The 16,571-nt window shown below is 69.9% G+C and carries 9 protein-coding genes (1 of these 9 only partly in view); 2 read left to right on the top strand and 7 right to left on the bottom strand.

The features are described 5' to 3' along the window. Together PV646_RS23920 and PV646_RS23925 are read left to right on the top strand one after the other, a co-directional pair. Nucleotides 1-7,310 carry the 3' end of a hypothetical protein gene (locus PV646_RS23920; RefSeq protein WP_500344411.1) on the top strand. It extends 22,468 nt beyond the left edge of the window, so 7,310 of the gene's 29,778 nt are visible here — the last part of the coding sequence; the start codon falls outside the window, past its left edge; it ends in the stop codon at nt 7,308-7,310. A gap of 40 nt (nt 7,311-7,350) precedes the next feature. Then, nucleotides 7,351-8,196 carry a hypothetical protein gene (locus tag PV646_RS23925; protein ID WP_500344412.1) on the top strand — a complete coding sequence of 282 codons (846 nt, stop codon included), beginning with the start codon at nt 7,351-7,353 and terminating at the stop codon, nt 8,194-8,196. On the opposite strand, the gene PV646_RS23930 is transcribed toward PV646_RS23925, so the two are convergent. The 7 genes from PV646_RS23930 to PV646_RS23960 form a co-directional block, all read right to left on the bottom strand. Then, nucleotides 8,180-9,388 (bottom strand): MFS transporter, encoded by a 1,209-nt coding sequence (locus PV646_RS23930; protein WP_500344413.1) that lies wholly within the window; start codon nt 9,386-9,388, stop codon nt 8,180-8,182. The genes PV646_RS23925 and PV646_RS23930 overlap by 17 nt on opposite strands. 128 nt (nt 9,389-9,516) lie before the next feature. Beyond that, a complete protein-coding gene (locus PV646_RS23935) occupies nt 9,517-10,398 on the bottom strand; it encodes an SCO2207 family protein (protein ID WP_500344414.1) in 882 nt (293 codons plus the stop codon). 227 nt (nt 10,399-10,625) lie between these two features. After that, entirely contained in the window at nt 10,626-11,255 is a 630-nt protein-coding gene (locus PV646_RS23940; RefSeq protein WP_500344415.1) for a GntR family transcriptional regulator, read from the bottom strand. Nucleotides 11,256-11,300: 45 nt separating this feature from the next. Beyond that, complete coding sequence (locus PV646_RS23945; protein WP_500344416.1) at nt 11,301-12,647, bottom strand: ABC transporter substrate-binding protein; 1,347 nt, start codon at nt 12,645-12,647, stop codon at nt 11,301-11,303. Further along, a complete protein-coding gene (locus tag PV646_RS23950) occupies nt 12,644-13,546 on the bottom strand; it encodes an acetylxylan esterase (RefSeq protein WP_500344417.1) in 903 nt (300 codons plus the stop codon). Before PV646_RS23950 ends, PV646_RS23945 begins: the two co-directional genes overlap by 4 nt. Beyond that, nucleotides 13,540-15,699 carry a glycosyl hydrolase family 95 catalytic domain-containing protein gene (locus PV646_RS23955; protein ID WP_500344418.1) on the bottom strand — a complete coding sequence of 720 codons (2,160 nt, stop codon included), beginning with the start codon at nt 15,697-15,699 and terminating at the stop codon, nt 13,540-13,542. Before PV646_RS23955 ends, PV646_RS23950 begins: the two co-directional genes overlap by 7 nt. Then, a complete protein-coding gene (locus PV646_RS23960) occupies nt 15,696-16,565 on the bottom strand; it encodes a carbohydrate ABC transporter permease (RefSeq protein WP_500345073.1) in 870 nt (289 codons plus the stop codon). The genes PV646_RS23955 and PV646_RS23960 overlap by 4 nt, the downstream gene beginning before the upstream one ends. Nucleotides 16,566-16,571 lie beyond the last annotated feature (6 nt).

Here is a 16,571-nt window from a genome sequence, read left to right on the forward strand (position 1 = left end):
CGCTCGGGATGAAGTTCGAGCTGGGCAACGCGCGGATCGTGTCCATTTCGGACAACACCGCCACCGAGAACGCCAGCACCGGTGGGTACAAGGCGGGCCAGTCGTCGTCCACCGGCCGCTCGGTCGACATCACCGGCGGCATCAACGTGCCGATCAAGCCGAACGACCCCGCCCCTCCCGCCGGTGAGCCCACGCCCGCCAGCGGCGCCGGTGGCTTCGCGGTGGCCGGCAAGATCACCCCGTGGTCCGACTCGAAGTCGTCGGGCAAGGAGGTCGGCGGCAGCCACGACCGCAACTACGTGACGCCCGCCGGCGGGCGCACCGTGCTGGTGCAGATGGACGCCGACGTCACCGTGATCGGGGAGAGCCGCGCGGCGAACTTCATCGCCGGCTCCACGCCGAGGTCCGAGGGTGCGACGGTCACCCTGCCCAACTCGGTGTTCGTGCGGGTGACCGAGGACGTCGCGCGGGACATGGGTCTGCTGCCCGACGTGCAGCCGACCGTGGACAAGCCCGACTTCCCGGCGATGGCACCGCCCGCGACGGTGGCGAAGGGCGAGCCCGGTGCTCTCGGCCTGTCCACTGTGGAAAGCGTGCCGGACCTCACGGACGTGGTCGCGGACCTCTCGAACAAGGTGAACCTGAAGACCGCCAAGCGCTTCGGCAGCCCGTTGCTGCCGGACTCGGTGCTCAAGGACTCGATGAGCAACCTGCAGCGCCTGGTCGACGTCAGCTCGCCCGCGAGTGTCAAGGCGATGATCGACAGCGCCCTGGACGGAGGCGTGCCGCTGCTGGTGCACCAGCCCGGCACGTTCGGCAAGGACTCGTTCCAGGTCACGCTGCGGGCGAAGACGGGCACGCCGGAGTTCCAGAACGTCGTCAACGACGGCGTCGAGATGGAGTCGACGATCGCCGGCTCGCACAAGGTGACCGACGGGCAGGGCCGCGGCACCGGCTGGGCCCTCGGGCTCAAGGCACCGGGCCTCGCCGCGCCGGGCAGCGCGAACCCGAACGTCTCCGGCACCGCGGGTGTGATGGCGGCCGCGAACATCGGGCAGTCCCAGAGCAGTTCGGTCAGCACCTCGACGACCGACCAGTTCGCGAGCTTCCGCGCGGGCAGCGGACCGGCGGCGCGCTACAGCGTGCCGATCGAGTTCGAGCTCGTCGTGGAGAAGGGCGACAAGGTCGTCGCGACCGCGCCCAGCGGCCCGCAGAAGATGACCGTCCGCCTGCACGCGGACAACCAGAAGGTCGGCGGCGGCACCGCGCCGCAGCCGTACACCAAGGAACAGCACTCGCGCGGCGCCGACCAGGGCGGCCAGCAGGCCATCACGGACTGGCGGGCGGGCAGCACCCCGGCGCTCCCGGCGGGCGCGTCGGTGGAGAACCTGCGCGGTGCCAAGGACCTGCGTGAGGCGACGATCCAGGCGCTGAAGGACGCGGGCGCGAAGAAGGGCCTCACCGGCAAGGGCACGGGCTCGTTGAACAGCCTGCTGTCCACGCTGAGCCCGGAGAACCTGCAGCCGCACCTGCCGTCGATGCTGTCCGGCCCGTTGACCGTGCCTGGCCTGCACGAGGCCGCGCTGACGTTCGGGCAGGACGCGGACGTCAAGGTCTACGCGAAGCTGGTCGCTCCCGAACTGGGCGCGCTCAGCGACGGCGTGGCGATGGAGAACCCGAAGTCGCAGATCACCGCGACCAGCACCGACTCGAAGGTCACCGAGAGCGGTGACGTGTCGATCGGTCTCGCGACCGGCGGCGCGGGGATCAAGCAGAACACCGACCCGAAGGACAACGTCACCTTCGGCACGAGCGGTCTCGAACTGCGGCACGCCGCCGAGGACTCGACGGCGAACGCCGGTGGCCAGACCGACAACAAGGTCAACAACCTCAAGCCGAAGGCCACGACCGGCCTGGTGCGGTTCGGCGTCGAGTACCGCGTGGTCGCGACGATCGGCGGCAGGACCGCCGTCGTCGACCTGGCCGTGCCGAACTCGGCCGCCGTCCGGATGCCCGTCTCGGACGCGCAGGTCGTGCTGGGCCGCGACCTCAGCCCGGAACTGTCGACCGCTCAGACGGAGGTCAAGGCCGCGGCGGACGCCTGGCGCACCGCCGAGGTGAACGTGGACACCGTGCGCCACGACGCGCAGCAGGTGATCAACGGGGTGGCCGCGGCGAACGCCAGGGGCGACTCCTCCTTCACTCCCGTCCAGATCGCCTACAACGACGCGATCCAGGCGCACCTCGACGAGCAGGCGACCCTCGAAGGCCTGGAGGCGACGGCGGAGACCGCTCGCCTGGAGGCCGCGCGCACGCTCGACGCGATCGCCGAGCTGTCGCCGAAGGTAGGCGGCCTCGGGGCGCTGGCGATGACCGCGCAGTTCGAGGTGGACGACGCGAAGTCGGACGTCGAGACCAAGGCGCGGACCCTGGAGGGGCTGGAGAACCAGCTCGCCGCGGCACCGGACAACGCGGTGCTGCAGGGTCAGGTCGAGACCGCGCGTGAGGCCCACGTGGAGGCCCAGGCCACGCTCACGACCGCGGAACGCACTTTCGCGGACACGCAGTCGTCGCTGCGGGAGGCCCAGCGTCAGCTCGACGAGGCCAACAACGCCATCGGCGGCCTCCGCGCGGAGGCCAACGCCCGCCGTGCGGACGCGGTCGCGCAGGAGGCGGTCGTCACGCAGGCTCAGACCGACCGGCTCGCGGCGAAGGCCAGGTACGACCAGGCGGTGGAGCAGCTCGCCACCGACCGCGCGGCGCAGCAGGCCCTCGTCGCGGAGGCCGAGACGAAGCTGAACGAGGCGCGCCAGGCCGCCGACGGCCTGCAGCAGAAGTGGTGGGACAAGAAGGCGGTCGTCGACCAGAGGATCGCCGACTTCAACGCGCCGCCGGTGACGTCGTCCGGCAGCGACACCGATGGTGACACAGGTGGGGACACCGACGGCGGCACGCACGGCAGCACGCACGGCGGCACGGACGGAGACAACGACGGGGACACGGACGGAGGCACGCGGGTTGCCGCCGTGCCGCCGCTGCCTCCTCAGCCGCCGACGTCCCTGCCCGAGACCGCTCCCCCGCCGCCGTCCTTCGTGACTCCGGCCGAGGCGTCGACCTCGCGCGGCGAGTCGAGCGGGAGCGTGCTGACGCGCCCGGCACCGCAGCCGCAGAACGCGCCCCCGCTCAGGAACGCGGACACGACCCCGTCCGCGACCCCCGAGACGCAGGCGCCGGCCAGCGTGCCGGACGTCGTGGTGGGCAGCCATCTCGCCGTGTTGTCCGCGGACGTGATGGCGAACGCCTCCCCGCTCGCCAAGGAGGTCGAGCAGGCGCTCGAGTCCAGCGGGGCCAAGGCAGGTCTGGAGACGCTGCGGGCCTCGGTCGTGCTCGACACCAAGACCGGCGAGGTCGCCACGCTCATCGAGCGGCACGGCGCCGAGCAGGTCGCGAGGGCGTTCACCAAGGAGTTCGGCCAGCCGGTCATCGAGTCCGCACAGGTGGCGCAGTTCGGCGACCTGAGCACGCCCGAGGCCAAGGCCGCGTTCACCGCCTGGGCGCACCGGCTGTGGGCGACGGTCGGCAGCACGCCGTCGTACACCGCGGACGCGAACAGGCTCGCCGCCGACGTCTTCGCCCACGAGGACGGGTACAACGGCGGCACGAGCCGTGCACAGGACCAGGCGGTCGCGGACCTGGGCGACCTTCCGCCCGCCGAGGTGGCGACGACGCCGGAGGAGTCCACTCAGGACGTCGCGGAGGACAGCGCCGCACCGGCACCCGCCCGGACCGAGGCGGACGTCGAGCTCGAAGCGCTGGCCACCGGTGCCCTGGACAACGCCCCGGAGTTCGCGAAGGAGGTCGGGGCGAAGCTCGAGGCCGACAAGCGCAGGTTCGTGCATTCCGAGGCCGGTCTGCACCTGTTGCACGCCTCGGTCGTCCTCGACACCCGGACCGACGAGGTCGCCGCGATGATCCAGCGGCACGGCGTCGTGGCGGTGTCCGAGTCGTTCCGCAAGGCGTTCGACCGGCCGGTGATCGAGACCGCGCAGCAGGCGCAGTTCGCCGACCTGAGCAACCCGGAGAACCGCGCCAAGTTCGACGAGTGGGCCCACCAGTTGTGGAACACGATCAACGGCGCGCCGGGGCTCAGCACGGACGCGGCCAAGGTCGCGGAACTCCTCAACCACGACAAGGGGTACAACCGCGGGTTCAACTTCGCGCAGGACGCGGCGGTCGTCGACGTCCTGGGCGCTCCGGCGCTCGCCGACGCCATCGCCAACACCCCGCCGAACCCCGACGCGGGCTTCCACCCGTTCTGGGTGCAGCAGGTGCTCAGCGCCGCGGAGGTCCTGCCCGACGGCACCGTGAGCGCCGACGCGTTCACCAAGGCCGTGACCGACAACAAGGGTGTGCTCGGTGCCGCGCTGGGCGTCGAGCTCACCGCCGACGCGATCCGCGAGTTCAAGACCACGTTGCAGGACAACGGCATGGTCGGCGAGGACGCGGACGCGCTGCACAGCACGGAGTCGAACGCGGACTGGTTCGACCCGCGGAACCCGGTGTCCTCCCAGGCCATCGCGGACGCCCGCGCCACGACCCCGGCGACGAGCTGGGTGCGCGGCGAGGCAGGTGGCGTGCTCGACTCGACGAAGGTCGGGCCGCACGGCATCACCATGGACGCCTGGCGCGGCCCGATCACGTACGACAACCGCGTTTTGGACGTCGGCGGCGTGCCGGTGCGCGACTTCACCGTGCGACTGCACCTGAACAACGGCACCGCCGACGTCCAGGACCGCGCTCGTGCGGGCGTCGAGGAGATGTTCAACCAGGGCTACAAGCTGCCCAGCGGTGAGCAGTTCCACGTCACGGTCGAGTTCACCGACGACCCCGCCGACGCGCACGCCGTCGTCGACGTCACCGACGACCCCGAGGGACGCGCGAACCAGATCACCTGGCCCGCGCACACCGACTCGCGGCGCCTGGCGCACGAGGTCGGGCACTTCCTCGGGTTGCGCGACGAGTACTTGGAGACCGGCGCCGTGAAGCCGATCTTCCAGCACCAGGACGGCAAGGGACACGTCGTCCAGGACAACTCCGTCATGACGGCCGGCGTCGACGAGGCGGACTCGCAGCTCAAGCCGCGTCACCTCCTGCTGATCTCGGACCGGATGGAGGCACTGCGGACGCACAACCCGCCGCCGCCCGGCCCGGCGGAGCGGTCCGACCTGCCCGCACCGAACATGCCCAAGCGCGACAACGAACACCTGGGCACCGACCCGTCCGCCGACCCCGTCAAGCGGGCCCGCGAGGACCTCGCCGAACTGTCCATCGAGGACGGGAACGGCGACGTCGAGATGAGCGGCCAGGAAGCCACGCCGTTCAACGAGCACGGGGTGCACAACGCGGCGTACCAGAACCTGGCTCGGGGTCACGAGCTCACGCCCATCACCGCGGAGAACTACCTGCAGCGGACGCAGGCGAGCATCGACGCGAACGAGAAGCCGTCGTTCGTGGTCAGCATGATCGTCCGGGCGGGTGAGCTCGACCAGCTCGACAATGTGATCAACGGCGTCATGGCCGGAACGCAGGACATGGACGGCCGCGTGGCGTTCGTGCTCGGCGTGAACGCCTCGACGCAGGCGGAGATCACGACCGCGATCGAGACCGCGACCCCGGTGGTCCAGGGCCGGACGGAACCGGTGGCGCTGGTGAGCGTTCCCCACGGCCCCAAGGGCTTCAAGTTCGGGGAGACGCGCAACGCCACGCTGGAGAGCGACGCGCACGTGTTCGCGGTGACCGCCCTGGCGGCCACCGGGACGCACCCGTACGTGTCGGTCATGGACTTCGACGCGGGCGACCGCACGACCCGCGAGGGCGGGCACGTCTTCGACCACGTCACCCGGCTCACGGACGCCGACGAGGTCGGCCCCGCCGACGGTCCCGACGTCCCGACGCCGTTGCGGCCGTTGATGATCGGTGGCGGCTACCGGGTGGCCGTGGACGCCGACCAGCTGCACACCGACGTCCTCGCCCGCATCGACGGCGACTCGAAGACGACGGACGCGCAGAAGGAGGCGTTGCGGGCCAAGCTCGCCGAGCCGGGCTTCCACAGCCGGTTCGTGCAGGTCATCGACGCGGACATGCACGCGCGCCGCACCCAGCAGGGCATCCACCCGTTGCTGCCCTACACGCCCGAGCCGAACCTGTTCGTCGACGGCCTCGTGCCGCTGGTGGAGCCGAAGGTGCGGTTCGGCGAGGGGCAGGCGGAGTTCGGGCAGCTCGGCCAGTCGCTCAACCGCTTCTACGCGGCGGAGATCGCCAAGCTGCACACGCCCGCCGACGCCGCGGGCATGGACGCCGCGCTGGAACTGGCCAGGGTGGACGTCCAGAACAACCGGCACCCGGTGCGCGGTCAGGCGTTCACGACCGACTTCGTGGCGGGCGACACCGGCACCGACCTGTCCAGGATCGCCTACGGGCTGCTCAAGGACGGCAAGCTGCCGCAGTCGCACACCGCGCTGCCGAACGTGTCGGAGCGTTTCCTCGACGGCAAGTCCGCCAAGGCGGGCACGAAGTTCGCCGACGAGCGCAAGCGCCTCGCCACCGGTGAGCACGCGGTCGTGGAGCCGTTCCTGCCGCCGGCGAACGGGCAGACCTCGCACGAGTGGAACCCGCCGCAGAAGATGAAGACCCAGCTCGGCGAACCGCAGAAGAACCGGATGAACGCGGCGGTGTCCGCGCCGGTGCCCGCGCCGTTCGACGAGTTGCAGGCGGGCATCCAGAAGGACCAGAAGGTCGTCGCGGCCCACGGGCTGGTGGCGTCCGACCACGTCAGCTTCTCGCAGCGGCAGCTGAGGTTCCTCAACGAGGACGTGCTGGTCCGCCAGCCCGCTCCGCCGGTCACCGCCAACGGCCTGTACGCCGTCGTCGGCCAGGCCCGCGGGGTCGACCCGGTGACGCTGCGTCAGCAGGTCGTCGGCCTGGCGGCGACGCACCAGGCCGTGACCAAGGCCGTGGCGGACTTCTCCGTCGGCCGGCCGATGCACCAGGGCCACCTGTACGGGGCGCTGGTGGAGAACCAGAACTGGCACATGCACGCCGACGCGGGTGAGAACAACGGCTGGCAGAACGCCCGTGACCTGCTCGGACACCTGATCGCGACGCAACAGGGCGTCAACGTCCGGATCCACCAGGCAGGTCAGGACCCGGTGCTGCTGGTCCCGCTCGGGCCGCCGTTCCCCGACACCGTCGAGGTCGAGCTGGTCCTGGACGGTCGCCAGGTCACCTACCGGCCGTACCAGGCGCGGTGAGCACTACAGCGGGACGTGCGGATGCATTAGCGTGACCAGCGTGGACGAGTTCGCGCAGGCTCTCCGGACGGCGATCACGAATCGCGGTCTCGGTCTGGAGCGCCTGCGCGAGCACCTCTCGCAGAACGGTGTGTCCGTCTCGATGGCCACGCTGAGCTACTGGCAGACCGGCCGCAGCCGTCCGGAGCGCCAGAAGTCGCTGCAGGCCGTCGTCCACCTGGAACACATCCTGCAGGTGCCGCCGGGCCACCTCTCGGAGCTGCTGGGCCCGCCGCGCCCGCGTGGCCGCTGGCTGCGCCACGCCCCGGCGCCCATGTCCGCGTTCTGGCCTTCCCCCACCCCCGTCGAGCACGCGTTGCACGGCCTCGACACGCAGTGGGACGACCAGCTCCTGCGGGTGAGCCAGCAGGACTTCGTGACGATCGGGGCGGACCGCACCGAGCGGGCCTTCCGCTCGAGGCAGGTGCTGTCGGCGTCGATGACCGGGCCGGACCGGTGGGTCGTGATCATGCACGTTGACGACCACGAGCGACCGTTGCCGCAGGTCAACGCCCTGAAGAACTGCACGGTCGGCCAGGTGGTCCAGGAGCCCGGCGAGGGGCTGCTGGTCGCGGAGCTGCTGTTCGAGAAGCCGCTGCGCAAGGGTGAGAGCGTCGTGATCGAGCACGAGCTGGTGAACCAGGACCCGTGCCCGCCCGCGACGAACTACGAGCGCAAGTTCCGGCTGCCGACGCGCGAGTACGTGCTGGAGGTGACGTTCGAGGGCACCGCCCCGTCGTCCGTCGTCCAGCTCGCGGACGGGTCCTCCGTGGCGCCCGGCCACAAGCTGCTGGACGTGGCGCTGGACGTGCGGCCCGGGGTGCGCGGCTTCAGCTGGACCTGGTGAAACCCTTCGAGCTCGGGACCAGCGCGGCGGCCGCGGGGGCGGCGAAGCAGACGACCGCGCAGGCGCCCAGGACGACGCCGGCCCCGAAGTGGTCGATGGCCGGTGCGATGAAGGCCAGGCCGACCGGCGCGAGGCCGAAGGCGAGCAGGAAGTCGAGCGAGGAGACGCGGGCGAGCTTGCCCGGTTCGACCTCTCGCTGGAGCGCGGTGAACCACGGGATGTTGAACAGCTCGATCCCGACACCCGCCACGACGTACACGACGATCAGCACCGACCAGTGCACCGGCAGCAGCAGGGCCAGCGGGACCAGGCCGTAGCAGGCCAGTCCGGCCAGTGCGGCCCAGCCCGGCGTCTTCGGGCGCCAGCGGGCGATCAGGGCCGCTCCCGCCAGCGCGCCCAGGGTGTACGCGGTCGTGGCGGCCGCGAGCACCGCTTCGGTGCCGTAGCGGTCGCGGCTCACCACCGGCAGCAGGACGGCCGTGGCGGAGTAGCCGAGGGCGACCATCGCGGTCAGCGCGCCGAGTCCGGAGAGCAGCCACGGGTGGCGGCGCGCCTCGTTCAGCCCCTCCACGAACTCCGCCAGGAGGCTGGTCTTCCTGCCCGAGCGGTCCGGTGCCGCGGTGCCCTTGGGCGGCACGACCGTGGCGACCAGCCAGAGGACGGCGGTGACCATCAGCAGCGCTTTCGCGTCGGTCACGAGGGCCGCGAGGGCGGTGAGGCTCGGCGCGACCAGCGTGGTCACCCTGATGGCGAGGGTGGTCGCGGCGTTGGCGTGCTGCCGTTGCGGCTCCGGCACGACCTCGGCCACCATCGCCTGGAACGCGGGCCGGCAGCCACCCTGACCGGCACCGACGACTGCGGCGGCAGCGGCCATGAGCAGCAGCGAGTTGCCCATGCCGAGCGCGATCACGGGTGTCATGACCGCGCCGGTCAGGCACGACCAGAACACGACGGTGCGTCGTGGGTGCCGGTCGGCCAGCACACCGGCGACGGGTACCGCCACCAGGAAGCCGACTGTTCTGGTGGCGAGGACGACACCGAGCTCGACGGCGGTGATCGACCGTTCGAGGACGGCCAGGCCGAGCACGAACGGCAGGGCCCACATCGCGAGCCCCGACGCGGTCGTGCCGGTCCAGAGCCGCAGGAAGGCCGTGTTCCGCAGGACAGATGGTGCTGTCGCTTTCTCCGTCACGAAGACCAACGTGCCATCGCGGACGGGTCCCTGACCACACTATTCCCCGTGACCACGCAACAGCCGGCTGCTCCCCCGCGCCTTGAAGGGAGCACCCGGCCGTCGTTCGTTTGTCCTTTGTGGACAGATCAGCCGATCTTCTCGATCCGCGCGTTGCGGATCAGGAACTTGCCCGGCTCGCGGACCTGTTCGAACGCCGCGTTGTTCAGCAGCGCGCAACTGCCGGAAACCGACGCGACCTTGACGGTCGTGGACTTGTTGTTGTCCAGGTTCGTCACCTTGAGCGTGGTGCCGACCGGGAACGTGCCGCTGGACGCGGCGGGGGCGCCGCCCTCACCGGAGAGCGTGACGGTCGAGCCGTTGCAGACCTGCTGGCCCGTGGCGCCGTTGTCGCCGCCCTGACCCGCGTCGGGCTGCTGGGCGGGCTGGGTGGGCTGGGCCGTGGGCTGGTTGCCCGCGTTGCCGTTGCCGGCGTTGCCGTTGCCGGCGTTGCCCTGGCCCGCGTTGCCGTTGCCGGCGTTGGCCGCGCCACCGTCACCCTTGCAGCCCGCCGCCTTGCGTCGCTGCTGGATGAGGTCGACCACGGCCTGCCGGTTCGCGATCCGCGCCTCGGACTGCGAGTCCGGAGCGGACTTCTGGCCGGCGATGAAGGACAGGTTGTTCTGCAACGCCTTGTCCAGCCCGCCACAGTCCTCACCGGACGTCGCGGCCTGCCCGGCTTCGGGCTTGGCCTGCACGTTGTTGCCACAACCAGCGGCCGCACGCCGCTGGTTGATGAGGCTGACGACCTGCTGGCGGTTCAGGATGCGCGCGTCCGACTGAGCGTCGGGATTCGCCTGCTGACCGGCGATGAAATTCAGGTTGTTCTGCAGGGCGGTGTCCAGGCCTCCGCAGTCCTCAGCCGCGTTCGAGTTGGTGCCGCTGAAGGCGAAGATGCCACCGGCGACAGCAGCGACCGTCAGCACGGCGCCCGCGCCGATCATCGCGGGCTTGCGGTGTCGAGCGCCCATTCTGTGTCTCCTCGGGGGGTCGAACGGTGTTGTACCGATGACTACGGGGAGGTCACGGATGGGGTTCAAAGCGAACAGGATCGTGGTGGTTTTAAATGGCTTTAAGGTTTTGGGAGCGGTGGTGATCTTGCTGCTCAGAGCGGGTTCTCGCGGATTCGGGTGGTGCGGCGACGAATTCCTCGAGCAATACCAGTGGAGGCCGTGGTCCTGGGTTCGTCCCACCTGGCCTACATGCGGTCCAGCAGCCTCGTCCGCGCGATCTCCAGGTGGGCCGTCATCGCCTGGCTCGCCCCTGCCTCGTCCCGGGCCACCAACGCGTCCACGATCGCGCGGTGTTCCGTGATCGTCTGCACCCCGAACGGTTGCTGGAAGTTCAGGCGAAACAGGTGCAGGTGGCAGTGGGTCTTCGAGAATGATTGGAGAACAGCGTCGTTTCCGGCGATCCGCAGGATCAGTTCGTGCAGGCGTTGGTCGTGTGCGGTGAGGTTCTTGTAATCGTCGTAGGCGTTGTCGGCCGGGGCCGATGGGCAGGTGGCGAGTTCCTCTTCGACAAGAGTGGCGAACTCCGGTGTCATGCGGGCCGCCGCCAGGGCCGCCGACGGGGGTTCCAGCAGCAGGCGCAGGGCGTAGAGGTCGTCGACCTGTTTGCGGTTCAGCAGGTCCGTCACGCTGTAGCCGCGCAACGGGAGCCTGCTGACCAGTTCTTCGGATTCCAGGCGGGCCAGGGCTTCGCGGACCGGGGTCGGGGACACGTCCAACCGGCGCGCCAGTTCGTCGATGTTGACCCTGGCGCCCGGTGCCATGCCGTCACTCATGATCAGGGCGCGGATCTGCTCGTAGACGTCATCCGCTAGCACGCGCCTGGTCGGTATCCGCAACACCACTCCTGAGAACTCGCGGCACTAGTTCTTGGCCAGTATCTCCTGCGAGACGCGTTCCATCTCGGCGAACACGTCGTCGGAGCGCTGGCCCGCGAAGTACGCCTCGAAGAGCGGCTGTTCCGCCGACTGGACGGCGGAGCCGTTGGCGTAGGCGCTGGACGGGTAGAGGACGCCGTCCTTCACGTACTGGTTGAAGACCGTGAGGTCGACGCCCTGCGACTTCATCGAGGTCACGGTGTTGTCCATGGCGGCGGGAATCGACGGGAAGAACGTGCCGGTGGCGCCTGCCTTGGTCTGGCACTCCTCGCCGCCCATGTAGCTGACCCACTTCCAGGTCAGGTCGGGGTTCTTGGTGCCCGCCCAGATGTTGTTGCCGTTCGAGTTGGAAAGAACGGAACGCTTGCCGTCCGGACCCAGCACCGTGGGAGCGATGCCCACCTTCACGCCCGGGATCTTGCCGAAGCCCGAGGCCGACCAGGAGCCGCCCATGGTCATGGCGACCTTGCCGGAACCGATCAGGTCGATGTCGGAGATCGTGGACTGGTTGCCGGTGGTGAAGGTGCCGAGCTTCGGGGAGAAGCCGCGGTCGGTCAGCGACAGGACCCACTTCATCGTCTTGGTGAAGCGCGGGTCGGTGTAGTTGAACTTGGTGGGCCACTGGTCCTTGTCGCCCAGGCGCCAGCCGAGCGTGTTCACGAACGGCGCCCACGAGGTCTCGCCGATGAAGCTGCGGCCCGCCATGGCGCCGATGCCGTAGGTGGCGATCTGGGTCTTGTCGAAGCCCGGTTCGTCGCCGTGCTTGCCGTTCTTGTCGATGGTCAGGCGGGCGACGACCTTGTCGAACGTGCCGCCGTCGTCCGGGTTCCAGGTCAGCTTCCGCACGTCGGCCTCGGGCACGCCGGCCTTCGTGAGCATGTCGGCGTTGTAGTAGAGGGCGGAGGCGGCCCAGTCGAGCGGCAGCGCGTACTGCTTGCCGTCGGTGAACTTCCAGGTGTCGACGCCCACCGAGAACCTCTTCATGTCCACAGAGGACTTGGTGATGAGGTCGTCGAGCGGCATCAGCTGGTGCTGCGAGGCGTAGGCCTGGAGGAACTGGACGGAGTTCTGGAACGCGTCCGGCGCGGTGCCGGCCACGAAGCCGGCGGTGAGCTTGGTGAAGTAGTCGTCGACGTTGTAGCGGGTGATCTTCACGTCGGTGCCGGGGTTGGCGGCCTCGAACGCCTTCTCGCACTCGCCGTAGGCGACGGCCTGCTTGTCGTCCCACGTCCACCAGTTCACGGTGTTGCCGCCGGAGCCCGCGTCGGAACTCCCGCAACCCGCGACCACCAGGGCTGTTGCTGCCACCAGGGCAGCGGAGGCGATTCTCATGGCTTCTCCAGAAGGGATCGGAAGGCGTCGAGTGCGATGTCGAGGTCGTCGGAGCCGCCCGCCTCGTGGGCGCTGTGCTCCCAGACGGAGATCTCCTTGGGCCCGGCGTAGGCGTGGTAGGCGCCGAACACCGTGGACGGCGGCACGATGTCGTCCATCAGGCCGGCCGAGAACCACGCGGGGGCGGTGGCCGCGGCGGCGAACCCCACACCGTCGAAGTAGGACAGTGCCGGGAAGACGTCGGATCGCCGGTTCTCGGCGATGTAGGTGGTGAGCTCGGTGAAGGGCGGGCGGCCGCAGACGTCCAGCGCCCTGCGGAAGTCGCAGAGGAACGGGGCCTGGGCGTGCACCGCCGCCAGGTCGGGGACGAGACCCGATACGGCCAGGGCGATTCCGCCGCCCTGGCTGTTGCCGATCACGGCCACGTCCGCGGATCCCAGTGCGCGCACGGTCTCGACCGCGCGCACCGCGTCGACGAACACCCGCCGGTAGAAGTAGGTGGAGCGGTCGGCGATGCCGCGGGTCAGGAAACCGGTGCCACCGCGCTGGTCGCGCACCTCGACCTGCAGGTGCGCGAACCCGGCGCTGGCCCAGGTCAGGTTCTCGACCGCGCTGCCCCGGTTGCCGCCGTACCCGTGGAACTGCACGACGGCGGGCAGGCCGGAGACACCGCGAGGGGTGCGCAGCCACGCGCGGATCCGGTCGCCCCCGAAGCCCGAGAACGACACGTCGTACACGTCGAGCGTCCGCAACGGCGTGGCGACCGGAACGGCCTCGGCGTTCAGCTCGAACGACCGGGCCTCGGCCAGCGTCGAGTCCCAGAACGAGTCGAAGTCGTCCGGCCGCACGTAAGAGCTGCGGTACTCCCACAGCGCGTCCACACCCAGGTCGGTCAGCAAGAGATCCTCCCGCGTACTTCGACGACGTCACTCACGACGACCTCGGTGATCTCGCCACCGATGCTCACGGGCACGAACGCCGACGCGTCACCGGACACCCGCCGCATCCGCACGGAGACGTCACCGTCGTGCCAGGTGACGTCGACGGAAAGCCCGCCACGGCACCGCAGTCCGCGTGCCGAGCCGTTGGACCAGCCCTCCGGCAACGCGGGCAGCACGTCGATCACACCTTTGTGGCTCTGCACCACGACCTCGGCGAGCGCCGCCGTGAAGCCGTAGTTGCCGTCGATCTGGAACGGCGGGTGCGTGCTGAAGAGGTTCGGCAGCAGACCGCCCCACTCCGAGCCGTCGAACGGCGCGTCGCGGTGCCGGTCGCCGGTGAACGGCTGCGAGGCCTCGGACAGCAGCGACCGCACGGTCTCGCCGTCACCCAGCCGGGCCCGGAGCGCCATCTTCCAGGCCCACGACCAGCCCATCGCGCCGTTGCCGCGCCGGTCCATCGACGCCACCGCCGCGTCACCGAGAGGCGTGTCCGCCACGATCTGGCCGAGCGGGTACACCGACACCAGGTGAGACATGTGCCGGTGCGTCGAGTCCTCCTCGACGAAGTCGGCCGCCCACTCCCCCAGCCGTCCGTCGAACACCGGCACGGGACGCAGGCGTGGCAGCGCGGCCGAGATCTCCGCGAGCACCGGGTCGGCGCGGCCGGAAGCCAGTGCCAGCGCCAAAGTTCGTTCGAACACGGCGCGGATCAGCACCACGTCCGTCGTGACGGACCACGACAACGCCTGCGGGTTGCCGGAGGAGTCGAGGAACCAGTTCTCCGGCGACGTCGACGGGCACGTGTCGAGGTACCCGTCGGGGCCCTCGACCAGCCAGTCGAGGCAGAACTCGGCACAACCGCGCAGCAACGGCCACGCACGCTCCAAAGTGGACCAGGTGCGGGCGAAGTCGTAGTGGTCCCAGGCGTGCTGGACGAGCCAGGCGCCGCCCATCTGCCAGATCGCCCACGAGGGCGCGCCGTGGCCCATGCCGACCGGCAGCGACCAGCCCCACGCGTCGGTGTTGTGGTGCGCCACCCAGCCCCGCGCCCCGTACAACGAACGCGCCACCTCGCCGCCCGTGACCGCGAGCTTCTCCACCAGCTCCAGCAACGGGTCGTGGCACTCGGCGAGCCCGGTGACTTCGGCGGCCCAGTAGTTCATCTGGGTGTTGATGTTGATCGTGTAGTTGGACGACCAGGCCGGGCGCAGCTCGCCGTTCCAGATGCCCTGCAGGTTCGCGGGCGGGGCGCCGGGCCGCGATGACGAGACCAGCAGGTACCGGCCGTACGCGAACAGCACGGACGCGATGAGCTCCTCGTCCTTGCCCGCCAGCAGTTCCGGCACGTCCACGACCTCCGGGACCGCCCCGAACCGCACCTCGCAGGCGTCCATCAGCGTCATGTGGTTGCCGTGCCGCTTGCCGCTCCACCGCGACTCGGTGGACGTCGAACTGGAGAGCGTGAGCAGCCAGCGTTCGCCCTCGGTCACCTTGACCGTGACCGTGCCTTGCTCACCGGTCCCGTACACCGGCGCCTCGACCTGCGGTTCGTGCCGGGGCGCGGAGTCGACCGGGATCTCGACCACCAGGTTCAGGCCGTCCCGCGACACCTCCCGCAACGGCGTGGAGATCTCGACCTCGGTGGGCACGGCACCGGTGATCTCCACGCACAGCACGGTTTCCGACGCCCACACCCGCCTCAGTACGTTCTCGCCAGCGATGGTCATCCGCTCGGCGACCACCCCCGTGTTCAGGTCGAGCGTGCGGCCGTGCGACTCGCCCTCGGGCAGCGTGATCCACAGGTCCACGTACGGCAGGAACGTCTGGCTGTACGGCCCCTCGAACGACATCAGCAGCGAGGTGGCCCGCTCCAGGTCACCGCCGAAGATCGCCTCACGCGCCTGCACGAGCCGTTCGGGACCGGCACCACCGGCCAGCACGTCCGCCAGGGCTCGAGAAGGCCCGTCCGCGGTGCCAGACCACACGGTCGCGTCGTTGACCTGCAGACGGGACCGACCGGTCCCGCCGAACACCATCGCGCCCAGGCGCCCGTTGCCCACGGGCAGCGCCTCGGTCCACTCCGCCGCAGCCGACGGCCAGTGCAGTCTCACTTGATCCCCGTGAAGCCGATGGAGTTGACCAGCCGCCGCCCGAAGACCACGAACAGCAGCAACATCGGCAGCGCCGCGACCAGCGTCGCCGCCATCAGACCGGCCCAGTCCAGCGACGCCTGCGGTGAGGACTGCTTGAACACCGCGAGCGCGAGGGTGAGCGGGCGGACCGACTCGTCGTTGGTGACGAGCAACGGCCAGAAGTAGTCGTTCCAGGTGGTGATGAACTGCAGCAGCGTCAAGGTCGCCATCGGCGCGACGCTCATCGGCAGCACTATTCGGAAGCACACGCGGAGCGGCCCGGCGCCGTCGATGATCGCGGCCTCCTCGACCTCGTTCGAGAGCCCGAGCATGAACTGCCGCAGGAAGAAGATGTTGAACGCCGAGAAGAACGCGCCCGGCAGGATCATGCCGCCGAAGCTGTTGAGCAGCCCCAGGTCCTTCATCAGCACGAAGTTCGGCAGCAGCGTGAAGACCGACGGCACCATCAGCGCGGTCAGCAGCACGCCGAACACGAGCTCGCGACCCTTCCACCGCAACCGGGCGAACGCGTAGGCGGCCAGTGCCGAGAAGACGACCGTGAGAAGCGTCAGAACTCCCGCGTACACAATGGAGTTCCACAGCGCGAGCGCCAGGTCGATGCTGGCGCCCGAACCGTTCTCCGCCGCCGCCTCCGCAGGCGTCGCGAGGCCGAGGGCGCGCTTGAACGGGCCCCACGTGAAGTGCACCGGCAGCAACGACGACGGGTCGGTCGACATCGCGAAGTTGTTGGACAGAGCGGTCCGCACGATCCAGTAGAACGGGAAGATCGTGATCAGCAGCACGACGACCAGGTAGCCCCAGGCGACACCCCTGCCGAGTTTCATCGAAAG

Source organism: Streptomyces sp. ID05-26A (assembly GCF_033794685.1).
Classification (GTDB): Bacteria; Actinomycetota; Actinomycetes; order Mycobacteriales; family Pseudonocardiaceae; genus Lentzea.

What these genes read in the sequence shown, in the direction of transcription:
- PV646_RS23935 (WP_500344414.1), bottom strand. Translation starts at nt 10,398, where the DNA reads ATGGGCGCTCGACACCGCAAGCCCGCGATGATCGGCGCGGGCGCCGTG.
- PV646_RS23945 (WP_500344416.1), bottom strand. Translation starts at nt 12,647, where the DNA reads ATGAGAATCGCCTCCGCTGCCCTGGTGGCAGCAACAGCCCTGGTGGTC.
- PV646_RS23960 (WP_500345073.1), bottom strand. Translation starts at nt 16,565, where the DNA reads ATGAAACTCGGCAGGGGTGTCGCCTGGGGCTACCTGGTCGTCGTGCTG.